26 protein-coding genes are annotated in these 26071 nt (G+C 65.8%); 14 read left to right on the forward strand and 12 right to left on the reverse strand.

The genetic code is table 11. The annotated features are described in order from the left end of the window. Positions 1–11 precede the first annotated feature (11 nt). Complete coding sequence (locus L7H23_RS13535) at positions 12–965, forward strand: TraB/GumN family protein (RefSeq protein ID WP_237836392.1); 954 nt, start codon at positions 12–14, stop codon at positions 963–965. Here the strand turns inward: L7H23_RS13535 and L7H23_RS13540 are convergent. Continuing rightward, positions 937–1212, reverse strand: coding sequence for a hypothetical protein (locus L7H23_RS13540; protein ID WP_237836393.1), 276 nt, complete (start codon positions 1210–1212; stop codon positions 937–939). The genes L7H23_RS13535 and L7H23_RS13540 overlap by 29 nt on opposite strands. A gap of 126 nt (positions 1213–1338) precedes the next feature. Here L7H23_RS13540 and L7H23_RS13545 point away from each other — a divergent pair, with 126 nt between their 5' ends. Then, positions 1339–2517, forward strand: a complete 1179-nt coding sequence (locus L7H23_RS13545) for a DUF481 domain-containing protein (RefSeq protein ID WP_237836394.1) — start codon at positions 1339–1341, stop codon at positions 2515–2517. On the opposite strand, the gene L7H23_RS13550 is transcribed toward L7H23_RS13545, so the two are convergent. From L7H23_RS13550 to L7H23_RS13560, 3 genes are read right to left on the reverse strand one after another with little or no spacing between them, the layout of a single operon-like run. After that, on the reverse strand, positions 2514–2975 hold the full coding sequence (locus L7H23_RS13550) for a VOC family protein (protein WP_237836395.1): 462 nt from the start codon (positions 2973–2975) through the stop codon (positions 2514–2516). The two genes, L7H23_RS13545 and L7H23_RS13550, sit on opposite strands and share 4 nt — an antisense overlap. 10 nt (positions 2976–2985) lie before the next feature. Further along, entirely contained in the window at positions 2986–4530 is a 1545-nt protein-coding gene (locus L7H23_RS13555; RefSeq protein WP_237836396.1) for a M20/M25/M40 family metallo-hydrolase, read from the reverse strand. A 22-nt stretch (positions 4531–4552) separates the two neighbouring features. Continuing rightward, positions 4553–5023, reverse strand: a complete 471-nt coding sequence (locus tag L7H23_RS13560) for an SAM-dependent methyltransferase (protein ID WP_237836397.1) — start codon at positions 5021–5023, stop codon at positions 4553–4555. A gap of 68 nt (positions 5024–5091) precedes the next feature. Here L7H23_RS13560 and L7H23_RS13565 point away from each other — a divergent pair, with 68 nt between their 5' ends. Further along, positions 5092–5901 (forward strand): SDR family NAD(P)-dependent oxidoreductase, encoded by an 810-nt coding sequence (locus L7H23_RS13565; protein WP_237836398.1) that lies wholly within the window; start codon positions 5092–5094, stop codon positions 5899–5901. Here L7H23_RS13565 and L7H23_RS13570 read toward each other — a convergent pair. From L7H23_RS13570 to L7H23_RS13605, 8 genes are all read right to left on the reverse strand, one after another. Continuing rightward, positions 5898–6392, reverse strand: a complete 495-nt coding sequence (locus L7H23_RS13570; RefSeq protein WP_237836399.1) for a hypothetical protein — start codon at positions 6390–6392, stop codon at positions 5898–5900. The genes L7H23_RS13565 and L7H23_RS13570 overlap by 4 nt on opposite strands. A gap of 55 nt (positions 6393–6447) precedes the next feature. Continuing rightward, a complete protein-coding gene (locus tag L7H23_RS13575; protein ID WP_275671201.1) occupies positions 6448–6738 on the reverse strand; it encodes a GIY-YIG nuclease family protein in 291 nt (96 codons plus the stop codon). A 275-nt stretch (positions 6739–7013) separates the two neighbouring features. Beyond that, the gene (locus L7H23_RS13580; RefSeq protein ID WP_237836401.1) at positions 7014–8537 is read right to left on the reverse strand and encodes a FumA C-terminus/TtdB family hydratase beta subunit; all 1524 of its coding nucleotides are present in this window, start codon (positions 8535–8537) and stop codon (positions 7014–7016) included. A 74-nt stretch (positions 8538–8611) separates the two neighbouring features. Beyond that, entirely contained in the window at positions 8612–9418 is an 807-nt protein-coding gene (locus tag L7H23_RS13585; RefSeq protein WP_237836402.1) for a hypothetical protein, read from the reverse strand. Between the two features lies 1 nt (position 9419). After that, on the reverse strand, positions 9420–9884 hold the full coding sequence (locus tag L7H23_RS13590; protein WP_237836403.1) for a transcriptional repressor: 465 nt from the start codon (positions 9882–9884) through the stop codon (positions 9420–9422). Between the two features lie 93 nt (positions 9885–9977). Continuing rightward, positions 9978–10301, reverse strand: a complete 324-nt coding sequence (locus tag L7H23_RS13595; RefSeq protein ID WP_237839255.1) for a MerC domain-containing protein — start codon at positions 10299–10301, stop codon at positions 9978–9980. Between the two features lie 232 nt (positions 10302–10533). Next, positions 10534–10827 (reverse strand): GIY-YIG nuclease family protein, encoded by a 294-nt coding sequence (locus tag L7H23_RS13600; RefSeq protein ID WP_237836404.1) that lies wholly within the window; start codon positions 10825–10827, stop codon positions 10534–10536. A 65-nt stretch (positions 10828–10892) separates the two neighbouring features. Beyond that, the gene (locus L7H23_RS13605) at positions 10893–12560 is read right to left on the reverse strand and encodes a long-chain fatty acid--CoA ligase (RefSeq protein ID WP_237836405.1); all 1668 of its coding nucleotides are present in this window, start codon (positions 12558–12560) and stop codon (positions 10893–10895) included. Between the two features lie 146 nt (positions 12561–12706). Between L7H23_RS13605 and L7H23_RS13610 the strand changes: the two genes are divergently transcribed. The 11 genes from L7H23_RS13610 to L7H23_RS13660 all read left to right on the forward strand — a co-directional run bounded on the left by L7H23_RS13610 (position 12707) and on the right by L7H23_RS13660 (position 26013). Next, a complete protein-coding gene (locus L7H23_RS13610; protein WP_237836406.1) occupies positions 12707–13483 on the forward strand; it encodes a hypothetical protein in 777 nt (258 codons plus the stop codon). 79 nt (positions 13484–13562) lie between these two features. Continuing rightward, entirely contained in the window at positions 13563–14105 is a 543-nt protein-coding gene (locus L7H23_RS13615; protein ID WP_237836407.1) for a hypothetical protein, read from the forward strand. Between the two features lie 26 nt (positions 14106–14131). Then, positions 14132–15961, forward strand: a complete 1830-nt coding sequence (gene pabB, locus L7H23_RS13620) for an aminodeoxychorismate synthase component I (protein WP_237836408.1) — start codon at positions 14132–14134, stop codon at positions 15959–15961. Position 15962: 1 nt separating this feature from the next. Further along, positions 15963–18998, forward strand: a complete 3036-nt coding sequence (locus tag L7H23_RS13625) for a VIT domain-containing protein (protein WP_237836409.1) — start codon at positions 15963–15965, stop codon at positions 18996–18998. Between the two features lie 124 nt (positions 18999–19122). Next, on the forward strand, positions 19123–20334 hold the full coding sequence (locus L7H23_RS13630) for a pyridoxal phosphate-dependent aminotransferase (RefSeq protein ID WP_237839256.1): 1212 nt from the start codon (positions 19123–19125) through the stop codon (positions 20332–20334). Between the two features lie 289 nt (positions 20335–20623). Continuing rightward, positions 20624–21298 (forward strand): peptide-methionine (S)-S-oxide reductase MsrA, encoded by a 675-nt coding sequence (msrA, locus tag L7H23_RS13635; protein WP_237836410.1) that lies wholly within the window; start codon positions 20624–20626, stop codon positions 21296–21298. Positions 21299–21435: 137 nt separating this feature from the next. Continuing rightward, on the forward strand, positions 21436–22578 hold the full coding sequence (locus L7H23_RS13640; protein ID WP_237836411.1) for a serine hydrolase: 1143 nt from the start codon (positions 21436–21438) through the stop codon (positions 22576–22578). A gap of 3 nt (positions 22579–22581) precedes the next feature. Beyond that, positions 22582–22893: a hypothetical protein gene (locus L7H23_RS13645; protein ID WP_237836412.1), complete on the forward strand. Its 312-nt coding sequence runs from the start codon at positions 22582–22584 to the stop codon at positions 22891–22893. Between the two features lie 127 nt (positions 22894–23020). Next, positions 23021–24229 (forward strand): ADP-forming succinate--CoA ligase subunit beta, encoded by a 1209-nt coding sequence (sucC, locus tag L7H23_RS13650; RefSeq protein ID WP_237836413.1) that lies wholly within the window; start codon positions 23021–23023, stop codon positions 24227–24229. 108 nt (positions 24230–24337) lie between these two features. Then, positions 24338–25087, forward strand: coding sequence for an electron transfer flavoprotein subunit beta/FixA family protein (locus L7H23_RS13655; RefSeq protein WP_237836414.1), 750 nt, complete (start codon positions 24338–24340; stop codon positions 25085–25087). After that, on the forward strand, positions 25084–26013 hold the full coding sequence (locus L7H23_RS13660; RefSeq protein ID WP_237836415.1) for an electron transfer flavoprotein subunit alpha/FixB family protein: 930 nt from the start codon (positions 25084–25086) through the stop codon (positions 26011–26013). The genes L7H23_RS13655 and L7H23_RS13660 overlap by 4 nt, the downstream gene beginning before the upstream one ends. Positions 26014–26071: the final 58 nt, after the last annotated feature.

A 26071-nucleotide genomic window follows, 5' to 3' on the forward strand; every position in this document is an offset into this window, starting at 1 on the left:
GGGCGGCGCTGGTGGCGCTGTTGCTGGCCGCAGGAGCGCCCGCGGCATCGCATGCCATTGCCTCCGACCCCGTGGCCGAGGCCGATGCGGGCGAGGATATCGTCGTCACCGCGCGCCGTTCGGGTGCGCCGATGTGGACGATCCGGACCGCCGCAGGCACCGTCGTCCTGGTCGGCGAGATTGCGGGGGTGCCCAAGGCGACACCGTGGCGTCCCGAACGCCTCGAAGGCGCGACCGATCGCGCGCAGCGGGTCATTCTGGGAACGAAGGCCAAGGTGTCGCCAGGCGACATATTGCGCCTAATCTTCAAGGGCGGCGGGCTTGTGAAATTGCCGAAGGGACGCGTCGCTTCCGACTATCTGGATGCCGGTCAGATGAAGCGGCTGCAGGCGCTCGAAACGCGGTTCGATCAGGATTATGCACGCTCGAACTTCCTGATGACCGCGTTCGACCTGCTGTCGAAGCGGCTTTCGTTCAACAGGGACACCGCCGACGACGCGTCCGATGTCGTGCGCAAGGCGGCACGCCAGTCGAAGATTCCGACCCAGCCCGTCGGCGAGGTGCGCGGCGAAGACATGCTCGACAACCTGTTCGCCGCGGCGCCAGAAACGCACATTCCCTGTCTCGAGGCGGCGATGACGGCGACCGAGGCCGGGCCGGACATAGTGACGGCGCGCGGCGAGGCCTGGACCCGCTTCGACGTGCCCGCCGTCATGGCCAATCCGCTCGAGGAAGCGCTCGGACGCTGCTGGCCGTGGACAAACGACAGCTTCGGCCCCGAACTGCGCCAGCAATGGGTCGGCGCGATCCGCGATGCCACCGCGCAGCCGGGGGTGACGCTCGCTGTCGTGCCGCTGCGGATTCTTGCCGAGAAGGACGGCGTTCTCGACCGGTTGCAGGCGCAGGGCCTGCCGATCGACGGCCCCGCCTGGCACTTCAGCGCGGCCGGTGCATCACCCAGCTGAACGCCATCGCATTGAAGATGGTATAAAGCCCATAGAGCAGCAGGCCGGTGAACCAGTTGCGCGTCGCGATCGCCATCGCGCCGACCAGCAGCAGGAATTCGAAGATATAGGTGATGTTCGGCCCGACCCTGTCGGCGAGCGGCTTCACCATCTGCTGTACCAGCGGATCGTCGCTTTCCATGAAGGCCCGGTGCATGGCGAAATTGCCGACGCCGGCGCAGAAAATGGCGATGATCGCGATGAGCATAGGTTTGCAGATGGGGCAGGCGGGGTGGAAATGCCAGCCTCTTTCAGGTTATGGACACGCCGGATGTGGCGTCGTGCACGCCTGCGCCGGTCGAACGAACCCGATCCCCCGAAGAAGGAACCTTCGATGACCTCTCTCCCCCGCTTCGCGGCCCTCGGCCTGCTTGTGCTGGCGGCGGCCCCGGCTCATGCCGCGCAGGAGCCCGGGGATTCGCTGCAGCCGAATCCCGCGCTCGTCGACCCGGTGCTGGCCGGTCCGCTCCCCACGATGCTGGTGCCGCCCGACCCGCCGCTGCCCGATGCCGTGCGTGCGATGATCGACGCCGCTTTTGCCACCGGCGAGGATACCGATGTGGAGGCGGTGGTCAGGCTGGCAAGACAGACCAACCCCGCCAGCCTCGGCGAAATCAATGCGATGGTCGCCTATTATCGGAGCGCGTACCGCGTGGCGCTTCCCCCCGACCCGATCGGCGAACTGCTCGCCGCCGCCATCGCGAGCGGTAAGGACGGCGATGTCGAGGCGGTCGCCAAGCTGGCGAAGGAAACGAATCCCGAGCAGGCGGCCGAGATCGATGCGCGGGTGGTCGCCTATCGGGCCGAGAAACAGCGGATCAAGGACGAAGCGGCCGCAGCGGCGCGCGCGAAGCTGGCGGCGGCGAAAATCTGGCAGAACTGGAAGGGCGAGGGGCAGATCGGCGCCTCGCTCGCCACCGGCAACACTCGCTCGAAGGGATTGAGCGCGGGGCTGGCGATGACGCGCAAGGGGCTTGAGTGGGATTACCGGTTCCGCGCGCAGGCCGACTATCAGCGCACAAACGGCCGAACCTCGGTCGAGCGCTTTCTGGTCGAGGCCGAGCCGCAGTATAAATTCAGCGATCGCGGCTTTGCCTATGGGCTGGGCCGCTGGGAACAGGACCGCATCCTGGGATATGACGCGCGCTGGAACCTGTCGGCCGGGCTTGGCTACAAGGTGATCGACACCAAGGGCCTGACGCTCAGCCTCAAGGGCGGGCCGACCTGGCGGCAGACCGATTTCACCAGCGGCCGGAACGAGAGCGAGATCAATGCGCTCGCCGGCCTCGACTTCGGCTGGCAGCTGTCGCCGACCGTCCGGCTGACCCAGGTCGCCTCGACCATCGTCGGCGAACGCAATACCACGGCGAGTTCGCTGACCGCGCTCAATGCGAAGCTGACCGGCGCGTTGTCGGCGCGGGTCGCCTATTCGGCCGAGATCGACAGCAACCCGCCGCCGGGGATCGAGAAGGTCGACACGCTGACGCGCTTCACCCTCGTGTACGGATTCTAGCTGCCGTCGAACGCGTCGGCGCCGCCGATCTCTTCGCCGTCGACGAGCAGGCCCGCGCCGGGGACATGGTTGAATTCGATGCGGATGCCGTCGGGGTCCTCGAACAGGATCGAATAATAGCCGGGCGCCCACGGCTCCTCCTGCGGAGCGTGGACGATATGGATATCATCGCGGTCCTTCAGGAAATCATGAATCGCCTCGACCGCCGCGCGGTCGCGCATCCGGAAGCAGGCATGATGCAGCCCCGGCGCGCCCTGGTCGAAGCGCTTTCCGGCATTTTCGGGGCTGGGCGTGCGGATGCCGATCGCGGTGCGGCCGCCGACGCCGTAGAGCATATAGTCGCTGTCGAGCACTTTCTTGAGCCCGAGATAGGCGATGACGTCGCGCCAGAACGCCGTCGAGCGGGCGAAATCGCCCGCCGTCAGGATCACATGCGCGACGCCGTTGAGCCCGCTCATTTTCTGCCTCCTACTTGATCGCTGCGAGCGTGTAGAGGAATTCGACGAAGCCCATCGTCGCGTCGACCATCCCCGCGACGTTCGGATTGGTCGAATCGATCAGATAATATTCGTTGGGTGCATGCGCACCCGATCCGTGGCCGATTCCGTAGTGCGCGGCGGGGATCGACACCGGCGGGGCGGTGAAGGTCGCGCCGGGCCAGCTTCCCGCGAGGCGCGCGTTGATGTTCGCCTTGACGCCCAGCGTCTTGTAGGTCGCAAGCTCGGTGCGGACGAGGCGGCTGTCCTCGGCGACTTCGGTCGGGTCGTAGCCGCCCGACACATTCATCTCGACGTCGGTGAAGCCATGTTTGTCGAGATGCGCGCGCAGCTTCTTCTCGGCTTCGGCGCGCGTCTGGTTGGGGACGAGGCGGAGGTCGAGTTTCGCGACCGCCTTGCCGGGCAGGATCGTCTTGCCGCCGGGGCCGGTATAGCCCGCGACCAGGCCCTCGATATTGACCGTCGGCTCCTGCGCGAGGCGGATCAGCGCGTCGTCATATTTGAGATTGTCGATCCAGACGTTGACGCCGAGCGCCGCCTTGTCGGCCGCCTCGTCGGCGCCCTTCGCGGCTTCGCGGATCAGCGCCTTTTCGCGGTCGGTCAGCGGGCGGACATTTTCGAACCAGCCCTCGATCGCCGGGGTGTTGCCGTCCGGGGTGACGAGCGTCTGGAGCGCCTGCACCAGCCGCCACGCGGGCGAGTCGATCATCGCCTTCAGGCTGGAGTGGACGTCGCCCTTCGGCCCGCGGCCCCATTTCGCACCGCTTGCGATCAGTTCGAGCTCGATGATCCCCTTCGATCCCAGATTGACGTCGACCGCGCCGGTCTTGTCCTGCGAGGCGAAGGGAATGAAGATGCCGTCGCACTTCTTGAGCGCGGCAAGGACGTTCGGCTTGGTAGCGACCTGCCGGAAGTGCGGCGAGCCGATCTCTTCCTCGCCCTCGCAGACGAGGACGATGTTCACCGGCAGCTTCGCCCTGGCGGCGCGGATCGCGTGGAGCGCAGCGAGGAAGGTCGATTCGGGGCCCTTCTGGTTCACCGCGCCGCGACCGACGATCGACATACCGAAGCCGGGCTTGTCGACCATCTTGCCTTCGAGCGGCGGTGACGACCATTCGGCGGGATCGAACTGCTTCACGTCGTACATGAAATAGATGCCGAGTGTGCGCTTCGCGCCGACGTCGATCGTGCCGAAGACGCCGGGATGCCCGTCGGTCGGGACGATCTCGACATTGGTGAAGCCGGCGTCCTTCGCCAGCTCGGCCATATAGGCCGCACCCTCGGGCATGTTGCGGTTCTCGGCGGCGATCGAGGGAAGGGCGATCCAGTCGCGCAGCCGCTTGATCGAGGCTTCCTTGCCGGCTTCGGCGGCCTTGCGGATCGCGGCGCTCTGGCTGCTCGCGGCGAGCGCGGGAAGCGGGCTCATCACCGCGGCGCCGGCGCCGAGCATCGCGGCACCGCGCAGCAGGCCGCGCCTTTCGAACATCGTCTGGAAAGCCTGATCGTCGTCGCGCATGCTGAACCCCTTTTCGCTGTCGTTACGGTTTGACCCAATATCCCTGCATCAATTCGTGCGACCAGTCGGGCTGCCGCACATCCCCACGCGGAAGAAACTCCACCATCACCGGCTTGATGTCGAGTACCGGCGTGCCGTCGATCGCATCGAGCCCCTCGACCTCGACGCTCAGCCCGTCGACCGCGACGATGCGGCAGGTGGTGAGGCCGATGCGGTTGGGGCGGTTCTTGCCGCGCTGCGCGAAGATGCCGACGAGCGGCCAGTCGGCGCGGTTCCGCGGATGGCGCGCGCCGGTCTCGATTTTTTCGTCGGGCACCTTGTCGAACAGGAAGATCACCTCGGCATGGCTGAAATCGGCGAGCCCCGCGAGCGCGTCGGGCGTGAAGTTCGCGGCGTCGAGCGCGATCGTCGCGCGGCTCGCGCCCCAGTCGTCGTCGATCGCGTCGGTGCGGCCGCCGCGGACGTGGCCGATGGGGGTGAGGGTGAAGGTCATATGGGATCCCCTGCTGCGTTGACGCTGATGGCGCAGCGCGCCTAGCCTTGCAAGGAAGGAGAGGGGTCATGGACTTTCAGGGCAAGAGCGTCGTCATCACCGGCGGGGCGACGGGGATCGGTTTTGCGCTGGCAAAGCGGATCGGCGGCGCGGGCGCGCGGATCATCCTGTTCGAGCCGCGCGCGGACAAGCTGGCCGAGGCGGTGAAAGCGCTGGGCGTGCTCGGGATCGATGCGTGTTCGCTTGCCGGCGATGTCACTGACGCGGCTGCCGTGGATGTGCTCGCAGATTTTGCGTGGGAGCGACATGGACGCGCCGATGCCATCATCGCCAACGCGGGTGTCGGCGGGGTGCGCAGCGAAATCCTCGACACCGACGATGCGGCGGCGCGCGCGCTGATGGAGGTCAATTTCTGGGGCGTGTGGAACTGTGTCCGGACCTTCGGGCGGCGGTATCGCGACGACGGGCTACCGTCGGCCATCTACGCGACCGCGTCCGAGAACGGCCTGTTCAATGCGGTGCGCCGGAACGGCGGAATTTACGTGGCGAGCAAGCATGCGGTCGTCGGCCTGATGGACACGCTGCGCAACGAGGCGCCCGCGAATGTCGAGGTCGGGGTCATCATCCCGGGCTGGGTCAAATCCGACATGACGCGCCACGCCGCGCCAGCGATGGACGCCGATGTCTTCGCGGAGCGCATCGTGCCGCAAATGGAGGCGGGCGGGTTCTACCTCGTCAGCCATCCGTACAATGTCGTGCGGATGGAGGAGCGCTGGGCCGAGGCCTATGCCGCCTTTGCCGAATATGCGCCGCGCGAGCCCGGCGACGAGGCGATGGATGTCGCGCTGTTCGTCGAGCGTATGCGCAGCCAGCGCTAGGCGGCTGGCCTCGCGTCGAGTTCCTTGGTCAGGAAGCGCAGGATTTCGCGCCGGTCCTCATTGTCCTTTGCCGCGCCTGCGCGAAAGGAGACCGCGCCGATGACCATCATGAAAAGCGGAATGCCGGCAAAGATGGCGCCGAAAAGCAAGGCGTCGGGCACGAACCAGGCGACGGTGGCCCCGACGATGACGAACAGCGACAGGAAGCCGTGCCAGACGAAGGGGAAGAGGCGGCCCGACCGTGTCTGGCCGAGCGTGCCGGTGATCCGCGTACCCTCGCCCTGCGGCTCCATCGCGGCTTCGAGGGTGGGCGCCATTGGATTCTGCACATTGCGGCGCGCATAGCGCAGCGTCATGTCATACTGGCTGCCGTTGCCGAAGACCCGCGCTGTCGCGGTCGGCATCGGATCGTCCATGATGACTTTGAGCTTGCGCGCGATCTCTTCGGGCGGGAGCGGCGAGTAAAGGTCGATGTCTTCGCTCTTCGCCATGATGTGATCCCTCCAACGTCATCCCGGCGAAGGCCGGGATCTCGCCAGTTATGCATCAAGCCAACAGCTTGTCGAACAAATCCTCCCACTCCGGATTGCTTTCGGTGATCAGCCGTCGCTTCCAGTCGCGATGCCATTCCTTGAGGGCTTTCTCGCGCGCGATGGCTTCATGCATGGTCGCGTGAAACTCGGCATGGACGAGCTTGTAGATCTTATAGCGGCGGCAATGTGAAGAGCCTTCTCCAGCGCGATGCTGCGTCATGCGCGTCGCGATGTCGCTCGTCACGCCGATGTAGAAGAGCATATTGCTGCGATTCGTAAGAATATAGGTGCAGGGTCGGCGCATTGCGCGACCCTACCCGGCATCGTCATCCCGGCGGAGGCCGGGATCTCACCGTTTCGGAGGTTTCGGGTCGAGAAGGCGGGACCCCGGCCTCCGCCGGGGTGACGGCGAATTTTTGAAACGATGCTTGCGATTTCGTTGTGACCGGGCCTTCAGCAAAGCCGCTTCAGAGTTATCGCCCATGGGGTAGATCCTTTCGACAGGATCTGCCCCATAGTGATCAATTCTGCGGCTGTTACCGCCGTCACCTTGTATCGGAGCGCCTTACAAAGAAAGCCTCACGCCTTCTCGAGTAACCCCTCGTCCGCGATCCGCTTCTGCCACAGCTTCGGCGCGTTGACGTGGACGTTCTGGCCTTCGCTGTCGACCGCGACGGTGACGGGGAAGTCCTTGACCTCGAACTCGTAGATCGCCTCCATGCCAAGGTCGGCGAAGCCGACGACCTTGCTGCCTTTGATCGCGCGCGCGACTAGGTACGCCGCGCCGCCGACCGCCATCAGATAGGCGCTCTTGTGCTTCGCGATCGCCTGTGTTGCGGCGGGGCCGCGTTCGGCCTTGCCGACACAGGCGAGCAGGCCCTGTTCGAGCATCATGTCCATGAACTTGTCCATGCGCGTCGCGGTCGTCGGGCCGGCGGGGCCGACGATTTCCTCGCCGACCGGATCGACCGGGCCGACATAATAGATGACGCGGCCCTTGAACTCGACGGGCAGTTCTTCGCCCTTCGCCAGCATGTCGGCGATGCGCTTGTGCGCGGCGTCGCGGCCGGTGAGCATCTTGCCGTTCAGGAGGATGCGGTCGCCCTGCTTCCAGCTCGCGACCACTTCGGGAGTCAGCGTGTCGAGGTCGACGCGGATCGCTGCCTTGTCGGGCGCCCAGTCGATCTGCGGATAGTCGGCGAGCACCGGCTGTTCGAGGAACGCCGGGCCGCTGCCGTCGAGTGTCACATGCGCGTGGCGCGTCGCGGCGCAGTTGGGGATCATCGCGACGGGCTTCGACGCGGCGTGCGTCGGCCAGTCGGCGATCTTGACGTCGAGCACGGTCGCGAGGCCGCCGAGTCCCTGCGCGCCGATGCCGAGCGCATTGACCTTTTCATACAGCTCGATGCGCAGTTCCTCGGTCGGCGACGAAGGCCCGCGCGCGAGAAGCTCGGTCATGTCGATCGGATCCATCAGCGACTGTTTCGCGAGCAGCATCGCCTTTTCGGCGGTGCCGCCGATGCCGATGCCGAGCATGCCCGGCGGGCACCAGCCGGCGCCCATCTGCGGCACCATTTCGAGCACCCAGTCGACGATCGAGTCCGACGGGTTCATCATCTTGAACTTCGACTTGTTCTCGCTGCCACCGCCCTTCGCGGCGACGTCGATCACGACCTTGGCGCCGGGGACCATCTCGACGTTGAGCACCGACGGCGTGTTGTCCTTGGTGTTCACGCGGCTGAATGCCGGGTCGGCGAGGATCGAGGCGCGGAGCTTGTTTTCGGGGTGGAGGTACGCCTTGCGCACGCCCTCGTCGACGACCTGCTGCAGGCTGCGCGGACTGTCGAGGCGGCAGTCCATGCCCCATTTGATGAAGACGGTGACGATGCCCGTGTCCTGGCAGATCGGGCGATGCCCCTCGGCGCACATGCGGCTGTTCGAGAGGATCTGCGCCATCGCGTCCTTCGCGGCGGGCGAGACCTCGCGCTCATGGGCCGCGGCGAGCGCGCGGATATAATCCATCGGATGGAAATAGCTGATGTACTGGAGCGCGTCGGCGATCGTTTCAATGAGATCGTCCTCGCGGATGACGACGGTGTTCATGGGTGCAGCCCCCTTCAATTCCTGTGTCAGGATTCGCCGACTCCCTAGACCCGGGCGGGCGGGGTGGGAAGGGGTTAGCTCTTGCGCTTGCCGAACATCCTGCGCGGCGTTGCGGCCCCGGCCGGTGCGGTGCGGGGCCGCGATGCCGCTGCTTCGGAATCGGCGAGCGGCCGCTTCTTCGCGAGCGCCCTCCAGCTGGCGATCGCTGCGGTTGCAAGCAGCGCGACCCAGCCGCCGCCCGCCGCCGCGATCAATGTCCAGCCGAAACTCTCCGGCGCGGTGACGGCCATCACCGTCGGGACCGCAGCGACGATCACGAGCGTCCCGGCGAGCAGCCACCAGCGCCCGAGCTGCGCGAGCGCGAAGCCGATCGCGACATTGGTGACGGCGAGCAGCAGGAATTTGGCGATCACAGGGTAAGGCAGGCTCGCCATCGCCGGCGAATAATCGCCCGCCGTGAAGGCGGCCTGGATATCGAAGAGCAGCCAGTTCTCGTAGGCGTCGCACAGCGCGGCAAGGATCGGCAGCCCGGCCGCGGCGAGCAAGGGGCGCGACCGCAGCTCGCGGCCGAGCGCCACAAGTCCGCTCGCCAGAAAGCCTGCATAGAGCAGCATATAGAGATAGTCGCGTTCGTTGCCGGTACGCATCGCGGCGAGCCGTGCGACCTGCATCGGGTCGGTGTCGGGGCCGAAGACCCGGAGCAGATCGTCCTGTCCGCGCACGAATTCGAATGCGAGCACCGGGGCTCCATAGCCCGGATCGGCGGAATGGCTTGCCTGCGGAAATGTGTAGCCCAGGACCGCGCCGACGATCAGGACACCGATGCCGAACAATAGCGCCGCGAGCCACCAGCGTGCTGCCGGCAGCTCGTGCGGATTCAACTTACTGGCACTCGGTGCATTTGCCGCGCACCTCGATCACCGGGCGCTCGGCAGCAAAGCCGGTGGCTTCGGCAGCGGCGCGCACGCCGTCGGACAGCTTGTCGTTGTCGACATGCACCGCGGTGCCGCAGCTGTCGCAGATCAGGAAGATACAGTCGTGGAGGCAGCCCGGATGGCTGTTCGCGACAAAGGCGTTCGCGCTCTCGACGCGGCGCACGAGGTTGTTCGCGACGAACAGGTCGAGGATGCGATAGACGCTGTTCGGCGCGACCCGCTTGCCGCGCTTCTGCGACACGATGTCCGCGATTTCATAGGCGCTTGCGGGCTTGCCGATCGCGGCGACCGCGTCGAAAATCTCGGCGCGCATGTCGGTCCACGCTTCGCCGCCTTTTTCGAGCGCGGCCTGTGCGGCGCTGGCGAGCGAGGCGCCGGTCGCCTCGACATGCGGATGTTCATGCTTGCCCATCGGCGTTTCCTTATGCGCGGCACCCGCGCCTGCTTGCCCCAGTCGGGAACAATGTATGTTGTTTGGAGGGCACCCGCAAGCTGCGGGCGCTACCTAGTTCCGCGCGCGGCGGTTGAGGTCGTGACCGAGCGCGACGACCGCGACGCCGATCATCGTCGCGAGAATCTCGCTGCCGTCGTGCGGGCGCGACAGTGCGCCGGCCATCATGCCGAGCCCGAAGCAGCCGACGGCAAAGGGCATCATATAGCCGTGGCTGAGCACGCCCGAGACGAGCGTGACGAGCGCGAAGCCGATCGCGATGACGAGGCCGACTTCGTGAAAGGCGGGATTGAGCAGCGCCCCGCCGACCGAGGCGACCGACGCGAAGAAGATCGTGCTGGCGAGGCAGTGGACGAGGCAGAGTCCCGACAGGCCCATCGCAAGCTGGTCACCGGTGAGCGAGGTCAGCGGCCGCGAATCGCGCGCAGCCCGAACCAGCGCACCGAAGCGCGGCCAGGCATGACTATGATCGGCGACTCGGGTCACCCTCTACTCCGTTGGTCCAACTACGAGGATTGATATGGCATAACATGGCCAAGGTTACAATATCTCATTGCAACATTTGTTCGCCATCCGTCGTCACCCCCGCGAAGGCGGGGGTCCAGCTTTTTCAACCGTTGAGAGTTTCGAAGAGATCGAGCCAATCGGGATTGCCCTCCTCGATCAGGCGGAATTTCCAATCGCGATTCCATTTCTTCAGCGCCTTCTCACGGGCGATGGCGTCGCGGATGTCCTCGTGTCGCTCCATGTAGACGAGCCGTTTCAGGCCATATTTCAGGCAGAACTCTGCGCCTTTGTCATCGCGATGCTGGACGATTCGATGCGGGAGATAGGCGGTGACGCCGATATAGATTGTGCCGCGGTAGCGATTGGCCATGATGTAGACATATCCGCCTTTGGCCATGGTCTATCCCATCAAGAAGCTGGACCCCCGCCTTCGCGGGGGTGACGGGAGGGGTGTGCGGGAGCTCAGATCCCCGCCTCCGCACGCAGGGCTTTCCGGTCGAGCTTGCCGATCATCGTCTTGGGCAGGTTCAGTCGCACTTCGACCGCGCTCACGCGCTCATGCTTGCCGAGCTGCGGATTGAGCCAGGCGGCGAGCGCTTCACCCGAGACCTGAAAGCCTTCCTCCAGCGTCACGAACGCCTTGGGTACCTCGCCGCGGTAGCTGTCGGGTACGCCGAGGACGATCGCCTCCTTGACCGCGGGATGCTCGTGCAGATGCGCCTCGATCACGCTCGGATAGACCTTGAAACCGCCCACCGCGATCATGTCCTTCAGCCGGTCGACGATGCGGATATAGCCATCCGCCTCGATCGTCGCGACGTCGCCGGTGCGCAGCCAGCCGTCGGCGGTGAAGCTGTCCTTGTCCGCGTCCGCCCGGTTCCAGTAGCCCTGCATGATCTGCGGCCCCTTGACCGCGAGTTCTCCGGGTTCGCCGGCGGGCGCGTCTTTCGTCGGGTCTTCCTTGTCGAGCAGGCGGATGTGCGTCGCCGGAAGCGGCTGGCCGATCGTGCCGGGCTTGACCGGACCGTCATAGGGATTGGTGGCAACGACGCCCGAGCTTTCGGTCAGGCCATAGCCTTCGACGAGCGACGCGCCGGTTGCGGCGATGAATTTCTCGCGCAGCTCGGCGGGCATCGGCGCGCCGCCCGAGATGCAGACGCGCAGCGAGGAGAAATCGGTCTTCGCAATATCGGGATGATCGAGCAGCGCCTGATACATCGTCGGCACCCCGGGCAGCGCGGTCGCCTTCGTCCGCGTGATCGTCTGCAGCGCGGCCTTCGCGTCGAAACGCGGCAGCATCGCGATCATCCCGCCGTTGAGGACGGTGCGGTTGAGCACGCAGGTGTTCGCGAACACATGGAAGAAGGGAAGGACGCCGAGGATGCGGTCGCCGGCGTCATGATCGGGGTCGATGGCATTCACCTGCCGCGCATTGGCGGTGAGGTTCTGGTGCGTGAGCTTCGCGCCCTTTGGCGTGCCGGTCGTGCCGCCGGTGTACTGGATCAGCGCGATGTCGGTTTCGGGATCGACCGCAACCGGCTCCGGCTTGCCGTCATTGTCGGCCAGCGCCGAGAAGCGGATCACGCGCGGATCGTCGGGAAGCGCCGCGACCTCGCTCTTCTTGAACAGGCGGTAGAGGACCGATTTCGCGGCCGGCAGACCGCCCGCGACTGACCCCACGACCAGCCGCTTCAGGCTCGACCCGTCGAGCACCGCGAGCGCGGTCGGAAGCAGCGCGGCGGCGCTGATGGTCACCAGCGTGTCGGTGCCCGAATCCTCGACCTGCGCCTCGAGTTCGGCGACGGTATAGAGCGGCGAGAAATTGACGACGGTCGCGCCGACAGCGAGCGCGCCATAATAGGCCGCGACATAGTGCGGGACGTTCGGAAGGAAGAGGCCGACCCGGCTACCCTTGCCGACCCCCTGGAGCTGCAGCCCGCGGGCAACCCGTGCGACGCCGCTTGCGACTTCGGCATAGGAAAAGCGCCGACCCATGAAATCGAGCATCGGCGCATCGCCCTTTCTTGCGACGCTGGCGGCAAGCATGTCCGGAAGCGACAGCGGCTCGAACGGCTGGTCCCACGGCGTCGGATGGCGGTAGTCGTGCGACCAGTCGTGGAGGCTGTTCATCGAGGTGGGGGACCCTTCGTGCGCGTTATTGACATCACTCTAAGCAAGCTGCGGTGCAGGCGCAATCGGCGCGGCGCGATTGCCTCTGGCCAAGCCGCGGCGGGCTGCGTACGGATCGGCAGGGGTCACAGGTTGGGGGAAACAGAATGACATTCCGGTCCTGCTTTTTGGGCGTCCTGCTCGCCGTTGCCGCGTTCGCCGGGGCTGCGCCCGCCAGCGCCGCCGACCCTTCGGCCGATGCCGAGGGGCTGATCACATCGGCGGAAACGCTGATCAAGCGCCTCGACGCGACGACGGCAAAAGGCAATCCGCCGACCCTGAGCAACGATGGCGCGGCGCTGGTGCGGACGGCCTATGACGCGAATGTCCTGCGCGCGATGCCGCTCGATCTCGGCATGGTCAGCCGCGCCTGCGTCGCCGTCGGCAATTCGATCGTCGCCTATGTGGGCTTTGCCGATCGGTCGGCGGCAGGAGCGCCCGACCGCGCGGCCGTGTCCGAAGCCAGGCTGGCACAATTGCAGGCGGAGCTGACCGCGGGATCGGTCGCGGCAAATCTGTGCGTGCAAAAGGGCTTTCGGGCGGTGAACAGCTTTGCCGGAACGCTGACGGCCGACCAGCGCGCGAATATCGGCGGCGCGCTGGCACAGATGCGCGAAGGCGGCGCGCAGACGATTGCGAGCTCGGTCGAGACGGCGACTGCGGAAACGATGAGCGTTGCCAATCGCGCGAAGATCCTGTCGGCGGTACTTGAGGATCTGCGCTTTGCCGCTTCCAATTTCCCGCCGGCCGAGCGGAAAGCGCTGCGCGGCCGCGTCGTCGCGGTCATTCCGCGCCTGCCGCCCGCGCTGGCCAAGCAGGCGCAGGAAATCGCGGCGGTTCTTGCCGGAACCGACTGCAACCTGATCTGCGAGTTGGGCAGCTAGTCACTGGTTCCGCGCCACGCGCTTGCGGCGCGTCGGCGCGGCGGCTAGTCAGGGCCATCTTTCTCGCCGGGGGTTTTCCATGTTGCAGCCTGCTTCGCGTTTCGTCGCGCCGATCCTTTTCCTGAGCCTGGCCGTTGCGACGCCTGCGGCCGCCCGGGACAAGGACAAGGATCCGCCGGCACGCCCCGCGCAGATCCAGGAACTCTATGCGTGCCGCGACATCGCCGATCCGTCGGCGCGTCTCGCCTGCTTCGACCGCGAGGTCGGCGAACTGGCGAACGCCGACCAGGCGCGGGAGATTGTCTTCACCGACAAGGAAACCGCGAAAAAGACGCGGCGCGGCCTGTTCGGCTTTTCCTTTCCCAAGCTCGGCGGAATCTTCGGCGGCGACGAGGACGAGATCAACGAGATCGATACGGTCATCCGTTCGGTCAGCATGGACCGGTCGGGCAAATATACGCTCGTGATGGAAGACGATGCGGTGTGGGTCCAGATCGACACCACCAAGCTGCCGCGGCAGCCGAAACCCGGCCAGAAGATCCATATCAAGACCGCGACGATGGGCAGCTATTTCGCGACCATCGAGGGCGGCCGCGCGATCCGCCTGAAGCGCGACCGCTGATCGTCCTCGATTAGTCCGGGATAGTCATGGCGGGCGCGGCGGCGATTCCGGTTCCGGGTCCCGGATGTCCGCCGTTCGTGCTGCTCGACGATGCACGCGCCGAGGGCGCGGTTCCGGCGCGGCTGTTCCTTAATCCCGTCGAGATCGTCACGGCACATTCGCCCGGCGAGGTGACCGCGCTGCTCGCGAAGCTGGAAGAGGCGTCGGGGCGTGGCCTCCACGCCGCGGGCTATCTTGCCTATGAAGCGGGGAAGGGACTGTCCCCGGCCTGGCGCGGTGCGGTTGATGCCGGCCGCGAGGATGCGCCTCTCGCTTGGTTCGGGCTGTTCGAGCGCCTCGAACGCATCGACGCCGATGCAATTCCGGCGCGGCTGCCCGACCCTGCAAGCGGCTGGGTGGGCGAGGTCGCGCCGCGCGTCGGTCGCCGGGATTACCTTGCCGCTATCGAAACTGTGCTCGGCCTGATCGAAGCGGGCGATATCTATCAGGCGAATTACACCTTCCGCGCCGACGTGCCGTTCGCGGGCAATGCGCTTGCCGTCTACGCCCGGCTGCGACGGACGGCGCGCGCGGGCTATGGCGGCTTCATCTGGACCGGCGAGCAGGCGGTCGCCTCGTTGTCGCCCGAGCTTTTCTTCGCGCTGCGCGGGCGGCAGGTGATGGCGCGTCCGATGAAGGGGACGGCCGAACGGCAGCGCGATGCCGAAGCCGACGCGGCCGCAGCGCGCGACCTTGCCACCGATCCGAAGCAGCGCGCCGAAAATCTGATGATCGTCGACCTGATCCGCAACGACCTGTCGCGCGTCGCCGAACCGGGAAGCGTTGCGGTGCCCGACCTCTTCCGGGTCGAAAGCTTTCCGACGATCCACCAGCTCGTCTCCGACGTGTCGGCGCGGTTGCCGGCGGGGGCGACGGCGATCGACATCCTGCGGGCAGCCTTCCCGTGCGGTTCGATTACCGGCGCGCCGAAAGTCCGCGCGATGGAAATCATCGACGAGCTCGAGGCCGATCCGCGCGGAATTTACACCGGATCGATCGGTTTCATCGAGGCGAGCGGTGACGCGGCCTTCAATGTCGCGATCCGCACGCTCGTTTTTCCCGGCGTCTTTCCGTCGCAGAGCGACTTGCGGCAAGGCGCGGCTTGCGCCACGCTGGGTCTGGGTTCGGGAATCGTCGCCGACAGCCGACCGGCTGAGGAATGGCGCGAATGCCTTGCCAAGGGGGAATTTGTGGGCGCAGCGGGCGAAAGCTTCGACCTGATTGAAACGATGTTTTTCGATCCCGTCGAGGGTGTCCAGCGGCTCGAGGGGCATCTGGCGCGAATGAAGGCGAGTGCTGCGGCGCTCGGCTTCGCCTTCGACCGCCATGGCGCCCGCAACAGCCTGCAATCGGCGACCTTCCGCCTCCGCAATGCCGCGCGGGTGCGGATGCGGCTTGCGCGCTCGGGCGCGCTCGCGGTCGAGGTCTCCCCCTTGCCGCGCCTTGCCGAACTGCCGGTGCCCGTCGCGATACGGCCTGCGCCGATGGCCGCCGATGATTTTCGCCTCGCGCACAAGACGAGCCTGCGCGCCGTCTATGACGAGGAGCGCAAGGCGGCGGGCGTTCCCGAAGTCGTCTTCGTCGACGAACCGGGCTTCGTTACCGAAGGAAGCTGGAGCAATATTTTCGTCGAGCGTGACGGGCAGTTGCTGACTCCGCCGCTTTCGCTGGGACTGCTTCCGGGCGTGCTGCGCGCCGAGCTGATCGAGAAGGGGCGCGCCGTCGAATCGCATTTGCGGGTCGCCGACCTGAACGACGGATTTTTCATCGGAAATTCGCTGCGCGGGCTCGTTCCAGCGCGGCTTCAGGAGATATAGGATGGTGAAACGGCCTGCGATGCGCCTTCTTGCGTTTTTCCTCGCCGCCTTCACCCTCCTTGCCGGCCCCGCATCAGCGGCGGCGCAGACCCCTGCGGGATCGACGCTCAGGGGCTATTGGAACGGGATCGATGACGGAGAGCCGGCGGGGGCCGGCGACCTCGCGATCACCAGGCTGACGGTCGAGATCAGGCAGCGCGGCGGAATGGTCGATACCAGCGTCGAGGCCGAATTGTCGCACCGCAGCCAGCAGAACGACGATCCGATCGAGGCGCGCCTGTCGCTGCTGCTGCCGCAGCAGGCGGTCGTCACCGGTTACGAGCTCGATATCGGGGGCGTGATGGTTGCCGGCACGCTGCTCGACCAGCCCAAGGCACGGCGCGTCTATGAGGCCGAAGTGCGCAAGGGCATCGACCCCGGCCTCGCCGAAGTTTCCGGCAACCGCTTCAGCACGCGGGTATTCCCGATCGCGCAGGGCAAGTCGCGGACGATCCGCGTGCATTTCTCGGCGCCGATCGATGCGCTTGCAGGCTTTGTCCTGCCTTGGCCCGATGTTCCGGTTACCGGCCCCGTCACGGTTCGCTACGCGGGAACCGCCATCGACGGCCAGCCGCAACTGTCGCTTCCCTGGGGCCAGCCTCTCGCGGCGAAGAGTGTCGGTAACACGTGGAAAGCGGAGGCGTCGGTGCCTGCGGTCGCGGTGGCCGGCGGTACGCTGGCGATCAGGAACGTCCGGCTACCGCGGAAGCTGGTGGTCGCCGAGCATGCGAACGGGCAGGCCTTTTTCGAACTCGGGTCGGAGCCCGCCGATACCGTCGCCAAGACGCCCGCGCCCCCGGGTCGGCTGCGTATCTATTGGGACCGCAGCTGGTCGCGCAGCGACGATGCGCTGGACGCGGAAATGGCGTTGCTCGACGCCTATCTGGAAGCGCGGCCGGTGAGCGGGATCGACCTCGTGAGCTTTGCCGAGGATACGCCGGTCGTCACAAGCGTGGCGAGCGCGGCCGATCTTCGCGCTGCGCTCGCCGGGCAATCCTATCTTGGGGCAACCCGCCTGGCCGGACTCGACGCGCTTCGGCTTGCCGACGCGGCGCAATGCCTGCTCTTTACCGATGGGGCACGGACCCTCGATCCGGCCGCGGAGTTCGCGCCCGATTGCCGCCTGTCGATCATCGCCTCGGCGCCGGACGCCGACATCACCTATCTTGGCAATCTGGCGCAGGACAGCGGCGGGCGATTGCTGCAGCTGGGCGCCGACAACAAAAGCGCCGTGCTGGCGGCCCTGCTGAATCCCGGACCGGGGGTCGTCCGCGTTCGCAGCGCGTCCGGGCGGCGGGTGCCTTTCCGTGCCCTCGCAACAACGGGCGGCGGCTGGCACATCGTCGGCCCGATGCGTGGCGAGGAAGGATTGTCGTTGTGGATCGCCGACGCCGGCGGGCGCGTGACGATCGAGCGTTTCGACGTGGAAGGTGCGGGCAGGGAACGGCATGACGGCGCGGCTGCCCTCTGGGCCGCCGGCGAGGTCGCGCGGCTTGCCGACGATCCCGCCGATCACGAGGCGATGGTCGAGCTGGCGCGCAAGTTCCAGGTGGCGAGCGCCTCGCTGGCTTTCCTCGTCCTCGAAAGCCCCGGACAATATGTCGATGCCGATGTCGCGCCGCCGGCGGGTGGGTTCGACGATACGTGGCGCGAAGAGTATCGCGAACTCAAAAAGGAAAAGGATGACGCGGCGCAGGAGCAACGCGCCGGGCATCTTGCGATGGTCCGCGAAAACTGGGCCTCGCGAAAGCAATGGTGGGCCACGCGCTTCAATCCCGACAGCCGCGCGAAGAAGGATCAGGATGACGAAGGCGCCGATGCAGCGGCGGCATTCGCACCGCCCCCGCCGCCGGCCGCACCGCCGCCGCCTGCATCGGCAGATGCGCTGTCCGAATTGCCGGGTGTGGTCGACTATACCGCCGCAACCGAGCCTGCCGGTTCGGGGTATCTCGAGGGCGAGGCGGGCGAAGTCGTCGTGACCGCACAGCGCCGCGCGGAGCGGACGCAGGACGTTCCGCTGGCGATTTCGGCGCTTTCGGGCAGTGCGATGGCGGACAGCAAGGTCGAGATTTCCGACCTTCTGTCCGACGGCCCCTATATCAAGGCGCTGGATGCGGCCGCTCCTGCCGCGCGCGAAACGGTGCTTCGCGAACAGGCGAAGCAATATGGCAGCCTTGCGGGCTTCTGGCTCGACGTGGCCGAATGGTATCGCGTCAAGGGCGACGGCCCGACAGCCACGCGCCTGCTGCTGACGGCGCTCGACGCGCCAACGGCCGACGACGAAACGCGCCAGATCGTGGCTTTCCGGCTCGAACGCGACGGGCGGATCGACGACGCGATCGCGATCCTCGAGCGCCTTGCCGCGCTCAACGCCGAACGCCCGCAGCCTAAACGCCTGCTTGCGCTCGCGCTGGCGAAGCGTGGTCGTCCTGCCGATCTCGAGCGTGCCTTCGCGCTCCTGACCGAGGTCGCGCTCGAACCCTTCCCGAATGCCTTCGAGGGGATAGACACGATCGCCCTGATGGAAGCGAATGCGCTGGTTCCGGCGCTCGACAGGGCCGGCATAGCCTGGAAGCTCGATCCCGAATTCGTGGCGCTGCTCGATACCGACGTAAGGCTGGTCATCGAATGGACCAACGATGACGCCGACATCGACCTGTGGGTGATCGAACCCAATGGCGAGCGGGTCTATTATGCGAATGCCCTCAGCGCCGCGGGCGGAACGATCTCGAACGACATGACCGACGGGTACGGACCCGAAGAATATGTCATTCGCCGCGCCCGCGGTGGCGACTACAGGGTGCGCATTCACGGCTATTCGCCCGACCGCATCAATCCCAATGGAACGGGGCGGGTGACGGTCCGGCTGATCCGCGACTTCGGCCGGGTCAGCCAGAAGGAACAGCTCGTCGATGCCGAGATCGGCTTTGGCAAGGACGAGGAGCAAGGCGATGGCAGCCGCGGAATTGCGACGCTGACGGTGCCTTCGCGACGCTGAATCACGCGCCTACGTATTCGCGGGCACGGTAATTCTGTTTTTTGGCCGGCGGCGGTTGCGGCAATGCCATGTCGCGGCTATGCGCGGCGCGCGCAATTTCCTTATCGAACAGGGGACGCCTTTCATGTCGCTGAAGCCGCATACCTCCGCTGCCCTCAACCGCATCCAGCCGTCGGCGACGCTCGCGATGACCGCGCGCGTGACCAAGCTGAAAGCGGAAGGCGTCGATGTGATCGGGCTCAGCGCAGGCGAGCCCGATTTCGATACCCCCGATTTCGTCAAGGAAGCTGCGATCGAGGCGATCCGCAACGGTCAGACGAAGTATACGCTCGTCGACGGCACCGTGGCGCTGAAGGAAGCGATCCGTGGCAAGTTCCGCCGCGACAACGGAATCGAATATGGCCTCGACCAGATTACCGTGAACGTCGGCGGCAAGCACACGCTGTTCAACGCGCTCGTCGCGACGGTCGACGCTGGCGACGAGGTCATCATCCCCGCGCCATACTGGGTAAGCTATCCCGATATCGTCGCCTTCGCCGGCGGCACGCCGGTGATCATTGAGGGCACCGCGGCGCAGAACTATAAGATCACCCCCGCACAGCTCGATGCGGCGATCACGAAGAAGACGCGCTGGGTGATGTTCAACTCGCCGTCGAACCCGTCGGGCGCCGCCTATTCGCCGGAAGAGCTCGACGCGATCGGCGACGTGATCCGCCGCCATCCGCATGTGATGGTGATGACCGACGACATGTACGAGCATGTCTGGTACGCCGATTTCGAATTCTCGACGATCGCACAGCGCTGCCCCGACCTGATCGACCGCATCCTCACCGTGAACGGCTGTTCGAAAGCCTATGCGATGACCGGCTGGCGCATCGGCTATGCCGGCGGTCCGGCGTGGCTGATCAAGGCGATGGGCAAGCTTCAGTCGCAGTCGACCTCGAACCCCTGCTCGATCGCGCAGGCTGCCGCGGCGGCGGCACTTGGCGGGCCGCAGCAGTTCCTCGACGACCGCAACGCCGCCTTCAAGAAGCGCCGCGACATGGTGGTCGCGATGCTGAACGATGCGCCCGGGCTGTCGTGTCCGGTGCCCGACGGCGCCTTCTACGTCTATCCCGATGCTTCGGGCTGCATGGGCAAGAAGACCCCCGACGGCAAGCTGATCGACACCGACGAGGCGCTGATCGACTATTTCCTCGACAGTGCGCGCGTCGCTGCGGTGCATGGCGGCGCCTTTGGCCTGTCGCCGGCGTTCCGCGTCTCCTACGCGACGTCGGAAGCGGTGCTGAAGGAAGCGTGCGTGCGTATCCAGCAGGCGTGTGCGGCGCTTAGCTGACGTCTTTTGGACGGCGCCGGCCCGCTTCCTGAACGCCGCACAACCAACCGGTTCACCGGATAGTAAGCAGTCTTCCGTAAGGGTGACTGCCATCACTGCACGTCTGGTCGGGGCGCTCCATATCGTCGGTGTAACCAAAGCGGCTTCGCCCGCGAATCGACATGATATGAGAAGAGATCTATATGCTGTCCATGCTTCGCTCCGACTGGTTTCCGACCATGCTCGCCGGCTTCGCGATTGGCGCCGTAATCGTCGTCATGCAGCAGCCCGCGATGGCAATGCCGCTCTGATGGTGGTGCGCCGTTCGCTCGGCGTGATCCTGGCGGCGGTCGTCGTCGCGCAATGCACCGCGCCGGCGCAGGCCGAAAGCGTCATCAAACTCCCCGCCGCTGCCTATGATCCGGCGGTCAACGCGAAAAAGGCGACCGCCGTGCTGGCGGGCGGCTGTTTCTGGGGCGTCGAGGGCGTCTTCTCGAACGTGAAGGGCGTCATCTCGGTCGAGTCCGGCTATCATGGCGGCAGCAAGGCGACCGCCAAATATGAGCTGACGCATGATGGCACCTCGGGCCATGCCGAGGCGGTCCGCATCGTCTATGACCCGACGCAGGTCAGCTACGGCACATTGCTGCGCGTCCTATTCTCGGTGATCGCCGACCCGACGCTCAAGAACCGGCAGGGCCCCGACAGCGGACCGCAATATCGGGCCGCGATCGTTCCGCTCGACGCGACGCAGCGGCAGGTCGCGACAAGCTATCTGGCGCAGATCGCCAAGGGCAAATATTTCGCCAAGCCGATCGTCGTACCGGTCGAGGCCTACAAGGCCTTCTATCCCGCCGAGCCGGGGCATCAGAATTTCATGCAGCGCAATCCGAAGAACAGCTACATCGCCTATTGGGATGCGCCGAAACTTGCGGCGCTGAAGCGGCTGTTCCCCGACCTTGTTCGCGCCAAGCCGGCACCCTGAACGCGGCCGTTCCCCCGCTTGTCGCGACATTTGAATCGTTCATCGCAAATCGCTGGTCCGACCCGTGGACCTGCGGGACGACCGATCCGGGCCTGTAGGGGCCGGGAATAAAAGACGGTCGCAACCGCGGGGTGTAAATGAAGTTCAGTTTTTCGGGCAGGTCGCTGCTCGGCATCAGTATTGGCGCAGCCCTGCTTGCGGGCTGCGTAAGCAGCGCGGCCATCGTGCCGGCGCCGCGCCAGACGCAGACGATGCACGGGACAAACCCGGTCACCGTTCCCATCGGCCCGCCGGTTCGTACATCCGCCGCCACCCCGCCGCCGCGCGGCACGCTCGATCCGGGCTTCCGCCGCCCCGCTCCGGGTCTCAGCGAGCGGATCGCCGGTCTGTGGCGCGCTTTTCCGGGCAAGACCGGAATTGCGGTCCAGCGCATCGACGGCGAATGGGCGATCGCCCAGCGCGGCAACGATCTGTTCCCGCAGCAAAGTGTGTCGAAGCTGTGGGTGACGATGTCGATCCTCGACGCGGTCGACAACGGCCGCATCAGCCTCGACCAGAAGGTCCGCATCGGCCCCGAGGATCTGGTCGTCTTTCACCAGCCGCTGGCAAGCCGTGTTCAGGCCGAGGGCTCGGTCAGCATGAGCGTGCGCGACCTGATCGAGACCGCGATCACGCAGAGCGACAATCTGGCGAATGACAGCCTGCTCCGTACCGTCGGCGGCCCCAATGCGGTGCGCGCCTTCGTGTCGAAAAAGGATCTGGGATCAATCCGCTTCGGCCCCGGCGAACGGCTGCTGCAGGCCGGCACCGCGGGGCTGACCTGGCAGCAGAGCTATGCGACCGGCCGCAATTTCCAGACGGCGCGCGCCGCGCTCCCTATGGCGACGCGGCAGGCGGCGATGAACAAATATCTCGCCGACCCCGTCGATGGCGCAAGTCCTTCGGCGATCGCCAGTGCGCTGACGCGGCTGGCCCGCGGTACATTGCTGTCGCCCGAATCGACCGACTTTCTGCTTGGCGTGATGAGCCGGACCAAGAGCGGGCCGAAGCGGCTGAAGGCGGGGCTGCCGCCGGGCTGGACCTTCGTCCACAAGACCGGCACCGGACAGGACCTGAACGGCATGACCGCCGGCTATAACGATATCGGCATCGCGACCGCCCCTGACGGAACGCGCTATGCGATCGTCGTGATGATGGGCAGCACGACATCGTCGATTCCCGCTCGCATGGCGTTGATGCAGGCTGTATCGGGTGCCGTTGCAGAATTTCACGGAAGATAGACGATGCGGCTTCTCGTTATTCCCCTGATCGCGGGTTCGCTGATGCTCGCGGGCTGCGCGACGCCCGAGACGCGGCTGCGCAACGGCCTTCACAACGCAGGTTTGTCGGAAGGCATGTCGGCGTGCATGGCCGAGCGCATGGTCGACCGGCTGTCGCTGGTCCAGCTTCGCCGCCTGTCGGCGCTCGGCAGTCTCAAGGACAAGCGGATCACCGATCTGTCGCTCGACCAGTTCCTGCACAAGGTCCGGGCGCTGAAAGATCCCGAAATATTGACGGTATCGACCAGCTCGGCGGCGCTTTGCGCGCTGCGCTAACGACTTAGCTCGCAGTTTCGACAGCCCAAGTTTTTCTGGGCGCGGCAGGGGTAGCCTTGCCGTGCAACTTGTGCTTATGCGGCGCCAAACTTCTCCCGCTCCAGAGTCGAAAGGCCCGGCAGACCTCATGAACATCCACGAATATCAGGCGAAAGAACTGCTCGCGAAATTTGGCGTCGCTGTCCCGAAGGGCATCGCCGCGATGAGTGTCGAGGAAGCCGTCGCCGCGGCGAAGCAGCTCCCCGGGCCGCTCTATGTCGTGAAATCGCAGATTCATGCCGGCGGCCGCGGCAAGGGCAAGTTCAAGGAACTCGGTCCCGACGCGAAGGGCGGCGTCCGCCTCGCCAAGACGCTCGAAGAGGTCGAAGCGCACGCGAAGGACATGCTCGGCAACACGCTGGTGACGATCCAGACCGGCGAGCATGGCAAGCAGGTCAACCGTCTCTACATCACCGACGGCGCCGACATCAAAAAGGAATATTACCTCGCTCTCCTCGTCGACCGCGCCACCAGCCGCATTGCGGTGGTCGCCTCGACCGAAGGCGGGATGGACATCGAAACCGTCGCGCACAACACGCCCGACAAGATCCACACCATCACCATCGACCCCGCGACGGGCCTGCAGCCGCATCATGGCCGCAGCGTCGCCGCTGCGCTCGAACTCGAAGGCGACCTCGCCAAGCAGGCCGCCAAGGTTCTCGCCGGCCTCTACAACGCCTTCCTCGCGACAGACGCCGAGCAGATCGAGATCAATCCGCTCGCGGTCTGCGAAGGCGCGAACGGCGACGAGCTGCTCGTCCTCGACGCCAAGCTCGGCTTCGACGGCAATGCGATGTTCCGCCACAAGGATATCGCCGAACTGCGCGACCTGACCGAGGAAGACCCGGCCGAGGTCGAGGCGTCGGAATATGACCTTGCCTACATCAAGCTCGACGGCAACATCGGCTGCATGGTCAACGGCGCCGGCCTCGCGATGGCGACGATGGACATCATCAAGCTCAACGGCGCCTTCCCGGCGAACTTCCTCGACGTTGGCGGCGGCGCCTCGAAGGAAAAGGTCACCGCGGCATTCAAGATCATCCTCAAGGACCCCGCGGTCGAGGGCATCCTCGTCAACATCTTCGGCGGCATCATGAAGTGCGACATCATCGCCGAGGGCATCGTTGCCGCGGCGAAGGAAGTGAACCTGTCGGTTCCGCTCGTCGTCCGCCTCGAAGGCACGAACGTCCAGCAGGGCAAGGACATCCTCGCCAATTCGGGGCTGCCGATCGTGGCGGCCAACGATCTGGGCGACGCGGCAAAGAAAATCGTCGCCGAGGTTGCCAAGGCGGCGTGATAATCCACATCCCCTCCCCGCGAGGGAGGGGAGGGACTGCTAGTTGACGTTTACGTAAACCGCAACTATGACGCAGTGCACAATTTGTTGAGAGGAGCTTTTAAAGCCATGAAAATCCTCGTCCCCGTAAAGCGGGTGCTCGATTACAACGTCAAGCCGCGGGTGAAGGCCGACGGCACGGGCGTTGACCTGGCCAATGTGAAGATGTCGATGAACCCGTTCGACGAGATCGGGGTCGAAGAGGCGATCCGCCTGAAGGAAAAGGGCGTCGCGACCGAGATCGTCGCCGTGTCCGTCGGCCCGGCGAAGGCGCAGGAAACGCTGCGCACCGCGCTCGCGATGGGCGCCGACCGTGCGATCCTCGTCCAGACCGATGACGACGTCGAACCGCTCGCGCTCGCCAAGATCTTCAAGGCGATCGCCGATGCCGAAGCCCCGGGTCTGGTGATCCTCGGCAAGCAGGCGATCGACGGCGACAACAACCAGACCGGCCAGATGCTCGCAGCCCTCACCGGCTGGGCGCAGGGCACCTTCGCCAGCGCGGTGAACGTCGAGGGCGATCATGTCAGCGTAACCCGCGAAGTCGACGGCGGCCTCGAGACGGTGAAGCTGAAGCTTCCCGCGATCGTCACCACCGACCTTCGCCTGAACGAGCCGCGCTATGCCTCGCTGCCGAACATCATGAAGGCGAAATCGAAGCCGCTCGATACCAAGTCGCCCGCCGATTATGGCGTCGACACCACGCCGCGCGTCAAGACGGTCAAGGTCAGCGAACCGGCCGCGCGCTCGGCCGGTATCAAGGTCGCCGACGTCGATGAACTGGTTGCCAAGCTGAAGGCGATGGGAGTGCATTCATGAAAACGCTCGTTTGGGTCGAACATGACGGCAGCGCCGTCAAGGATGCCACGCTCGCCGCGGTGACCGCCGCCTCGAAGCTCGGCGAAGTCCATCTGCTCGTTGCCGGTAGCGGCGTCGACGGCGTTGCCAAGGCTGCGGCCGGCATTGCCGGCGTCGGCAAGGTCCATGTCGCCGACAATGCCGCTTTCGGTCACAACCTGCCCGAAAATATCGCGCCGCTCGTCGCCGAGCTGATGGGGTCGCACGACGCATTCGTCGTTCCCGCCACCACGACCGGCAAGAATGTCGCGCCGCGCGTCGCCGCGCTGCTCGACGTGATGCAGATTTCGGAAATCCTGTCGGTCGAGGGTCCGAAGACCTTCACCCGTCCGATCTACGCCGGCAACGCGATCGCGACCGTTGAAAGCTCGGACGCGAAGCTGGTCCTGACCGTTCGCGGCACCGCCTTCGAAAAGGCTGCCAGCACTGGCGGTTCGGGTGCGGTCGAGGCCGTCTCGGCTGGCGGCGACGCCGGCATCTCGAGCTTCGTCGGCGCCGAAATCGCCAAGCAGGATCGCCCCGAGCTCACCTCGGCGAAGATCATCGTGTCGGGCGGCCGCGCGCTGGGTTCGAGCGAGAAATATCAGGAAGTCATCGTGCCGCTCGCCGACAAGCTCGGCGCCGCGCTCGGTGCCAGCCGCGCTGCGGTCGATGCGGGCTATGTCCCCAACGACTATCAGGTCGGCCAGACCGGCAAGATCGTCGCGCCGGAAGTCTATTTCGCGATCGGCATCTCGGGCGCGATCCAGCATCTCGCGGGCATGAAGGATTCGAAGACGATCGTCGCCATCAACAAGGACGAGGACGCCCCGATCTTCCAGGTCGCCGACTTCGGCCTCGTCGCCGATCTGTTCAACGCCGTTCCGGAGCTGACCGGCAAGATCTGATCGTCTGACCGAATAGCAATGCAAAGGGGCGGTCCCGTCGGGGCCGCCCTTTTTCTTT

The sequence above is a fragment of the Sphingopyxis sp. BSN-002 genome (genome assembly GCF_022024275.1).
GTDB lineage: Bacteria > Pseudomonadota > Alphaproteobacteria > Sphingomonadales > Sphingomonadaceae > Sphingopyxis.

What these genes read in the sequence shown, in the direction of transcription:
- L7H23_RS13625 (WP_237836409.1), top strand. Translation starts at nt 15,963, where the DNA reads ATGGTGAAACGGCCTGCGATGCGCCTTCTTGCGTTTTTCCTCGCCGCC.
- L7H23_RS13560 (WP_237836397.1), bottom strand. Translation starts at nt 5,023, where the DNA reads ATGACCTTCACCCTCACCCCCATCGGCCACGTCCGCGGCGGCCGCACC.
- L7H23_RS13655 (WP_237836414.1), top strand. Translation starts at nt 24,338, where the DNA reads ATGAAAATCCTCGTCCCCGTAAAGCGGGTGCTCGATTACAACGTCAAG.
- L7H23_RS13580 (WP_237836401.1), bottom strand. Translation starts at nt 8,537, where the DNA reads ATGAACACCGTCGTCATCCGCGAGGACGATCTCATTGAAACGATCGCC.
- L7H23_RS13605 (WP_237836405.1), bottom strand. Translation starts at nt 12,560, where the DNA reads ATGAACAGCCTCCACGACTGGTCGCACGACTACCGCCATCCGACGCCG.
- sucC (WP_237836413.1), top strand. Translation starts at nt 23,021, where the DNA reads ATGAACATCCACGAATATCAGGCGAAAGAACTGCTCGCGAAATTTGGC.
- L7H23_RS13610 (WP_237836406.1), top strand. Translation starts at nt 12,707, where the DNA reads ATGACATTCCGGTCCTGCTTTTTGGGCGTCCTGCTCGCCGTTGCCGCG.
- L7H23_RS13570 (WP_237836399.1), bottom strand. Translation starts at nt 6,392, where the DNA reads ATGGCGAAGAGCGAAGACATCGACCTTTACTCGCCGCTCCCGCCCGAA.
- msrA (WP_237836410.1), top strand. Translation starts at nt 20,624, where the DNA reads ATGGTGGTGCGCCGTTCGCTCGGCGTGATCCTGGCGGCGGTCGTCGTC.
- L7H23_RS13565 (WP_237836398.1), top strand. Translation starts at nt 5,092, where the DNA reads ATGGACTTTCAGGGCAAGAGCGTCGTCATCACCGGCGGGGCGACGGGG.
- L7H23_RS13590 (WP_237836403.1), bottom strand. Translation starts at nt 9,884, where the DNA reads ATGGGCAAGCATGAACATCCGCATGTCGAGGCGACCGGCGCCTCGCTC.
- L7H23_RS13555 (WP_237836396.1), bottom strand. Translation starts at nt 4,530, where the DNA reads ATGCGCGACGACGATCAGGCTTTCCAGACGATGTTCGAAAGGCGCGGC.
- L7H23_RS13575 (WP_275671201.1), bottom strand. Translation starts at nt 6,738, where the DNA reads ATGCGCCGACCCTGCACCTATATTCTTACGAATCGCAGCAATATGCTC.
- L7H23_RS13540 (WP_237836393.1), bottom strand. Translation starts at nt 1,212, where the DNA reads ATGCTCATCGCGATCATCGCCATTTTCTGCGCCGGCGTCGGCAATTTC.
- pabB (WP_237836408.1), top strand. Translation starts at nt 14,132, where the DNA reads ATGGCGGGCGCGGCGGCGATTCCGGTTCCGGGTCCCGGATGTCCGCCG.
- L7H23_RS13600 (WP_237836404.1), bottom strand. Translation starts at nt 10,827, where the DNA reads ATGGCCAAAGGCGGATATGTCTACATCATGGCCAATCGCTACCGCGGC.
- L7H23_RS13550 (WP_237836395.1), bottom strand. Translation starts at nt 2,975, where the DNA reads ATGAGCGGGCTCAACGGCGTCGCGCATGTGATCCTGACGGCGGGCGAT.
- L7H23_RS13615 (WP_237836407.1), top strand. Translation starts at nt 13,563, where the DNA reads ATGTTGCAGCCTGCTTCGCGTTTCGTCGCGCCGATCCTTTTCCTGAGC.
- L7H23_RS13595 (WP_237839255.1), bottom strand. Translation starts at nt 10,301, where the DNA reads ATGGGCCTGTCGGGACTCTGCCTCGTCCACTGCCTCGCCAGCACGATC.
- L7H23_RS13630 (WP_237839256.1), top strand. Translation starts at nt 19,123, where the DNA reads ATGTCGCTGAAGCCGCATACCTCCGCTGCCCTCAACCGCATCCAGCCG.
- L7H23_RS13645 (WP_237836412.1), top strand. Translation starts at nt 22,582, where the DNA reads ATGCGGCTTCTCGTTATTCCCCTGATCGCGGGTTCGCTGATGCTCGCG.
- L7H23_RS13640 (WP_237836411.1), top strand. Translation starts at nt 21,436, where the DNA reads ATGAAGTTCAGTTTTTCGGGCAGGTCGCTGCTCGGCATCAGTATTGGC.
- L7H23_RS13660 (WP_237836415.1), top strand. Translation starts at nt 25,084, where the DNA reads ATGAAAACGCTCGTTTGGGTCGAACATGACGGCAGCGCCGTCAAGGAT.
- L7H23_RS13545 (WP_237836394.1), top strand. Translation starts at nt 1,339, where the DNA reads ATGACCTCTCTCCCCCGCTTCGCGGCCCTCGGCCTGCTTGTGCTGGCG.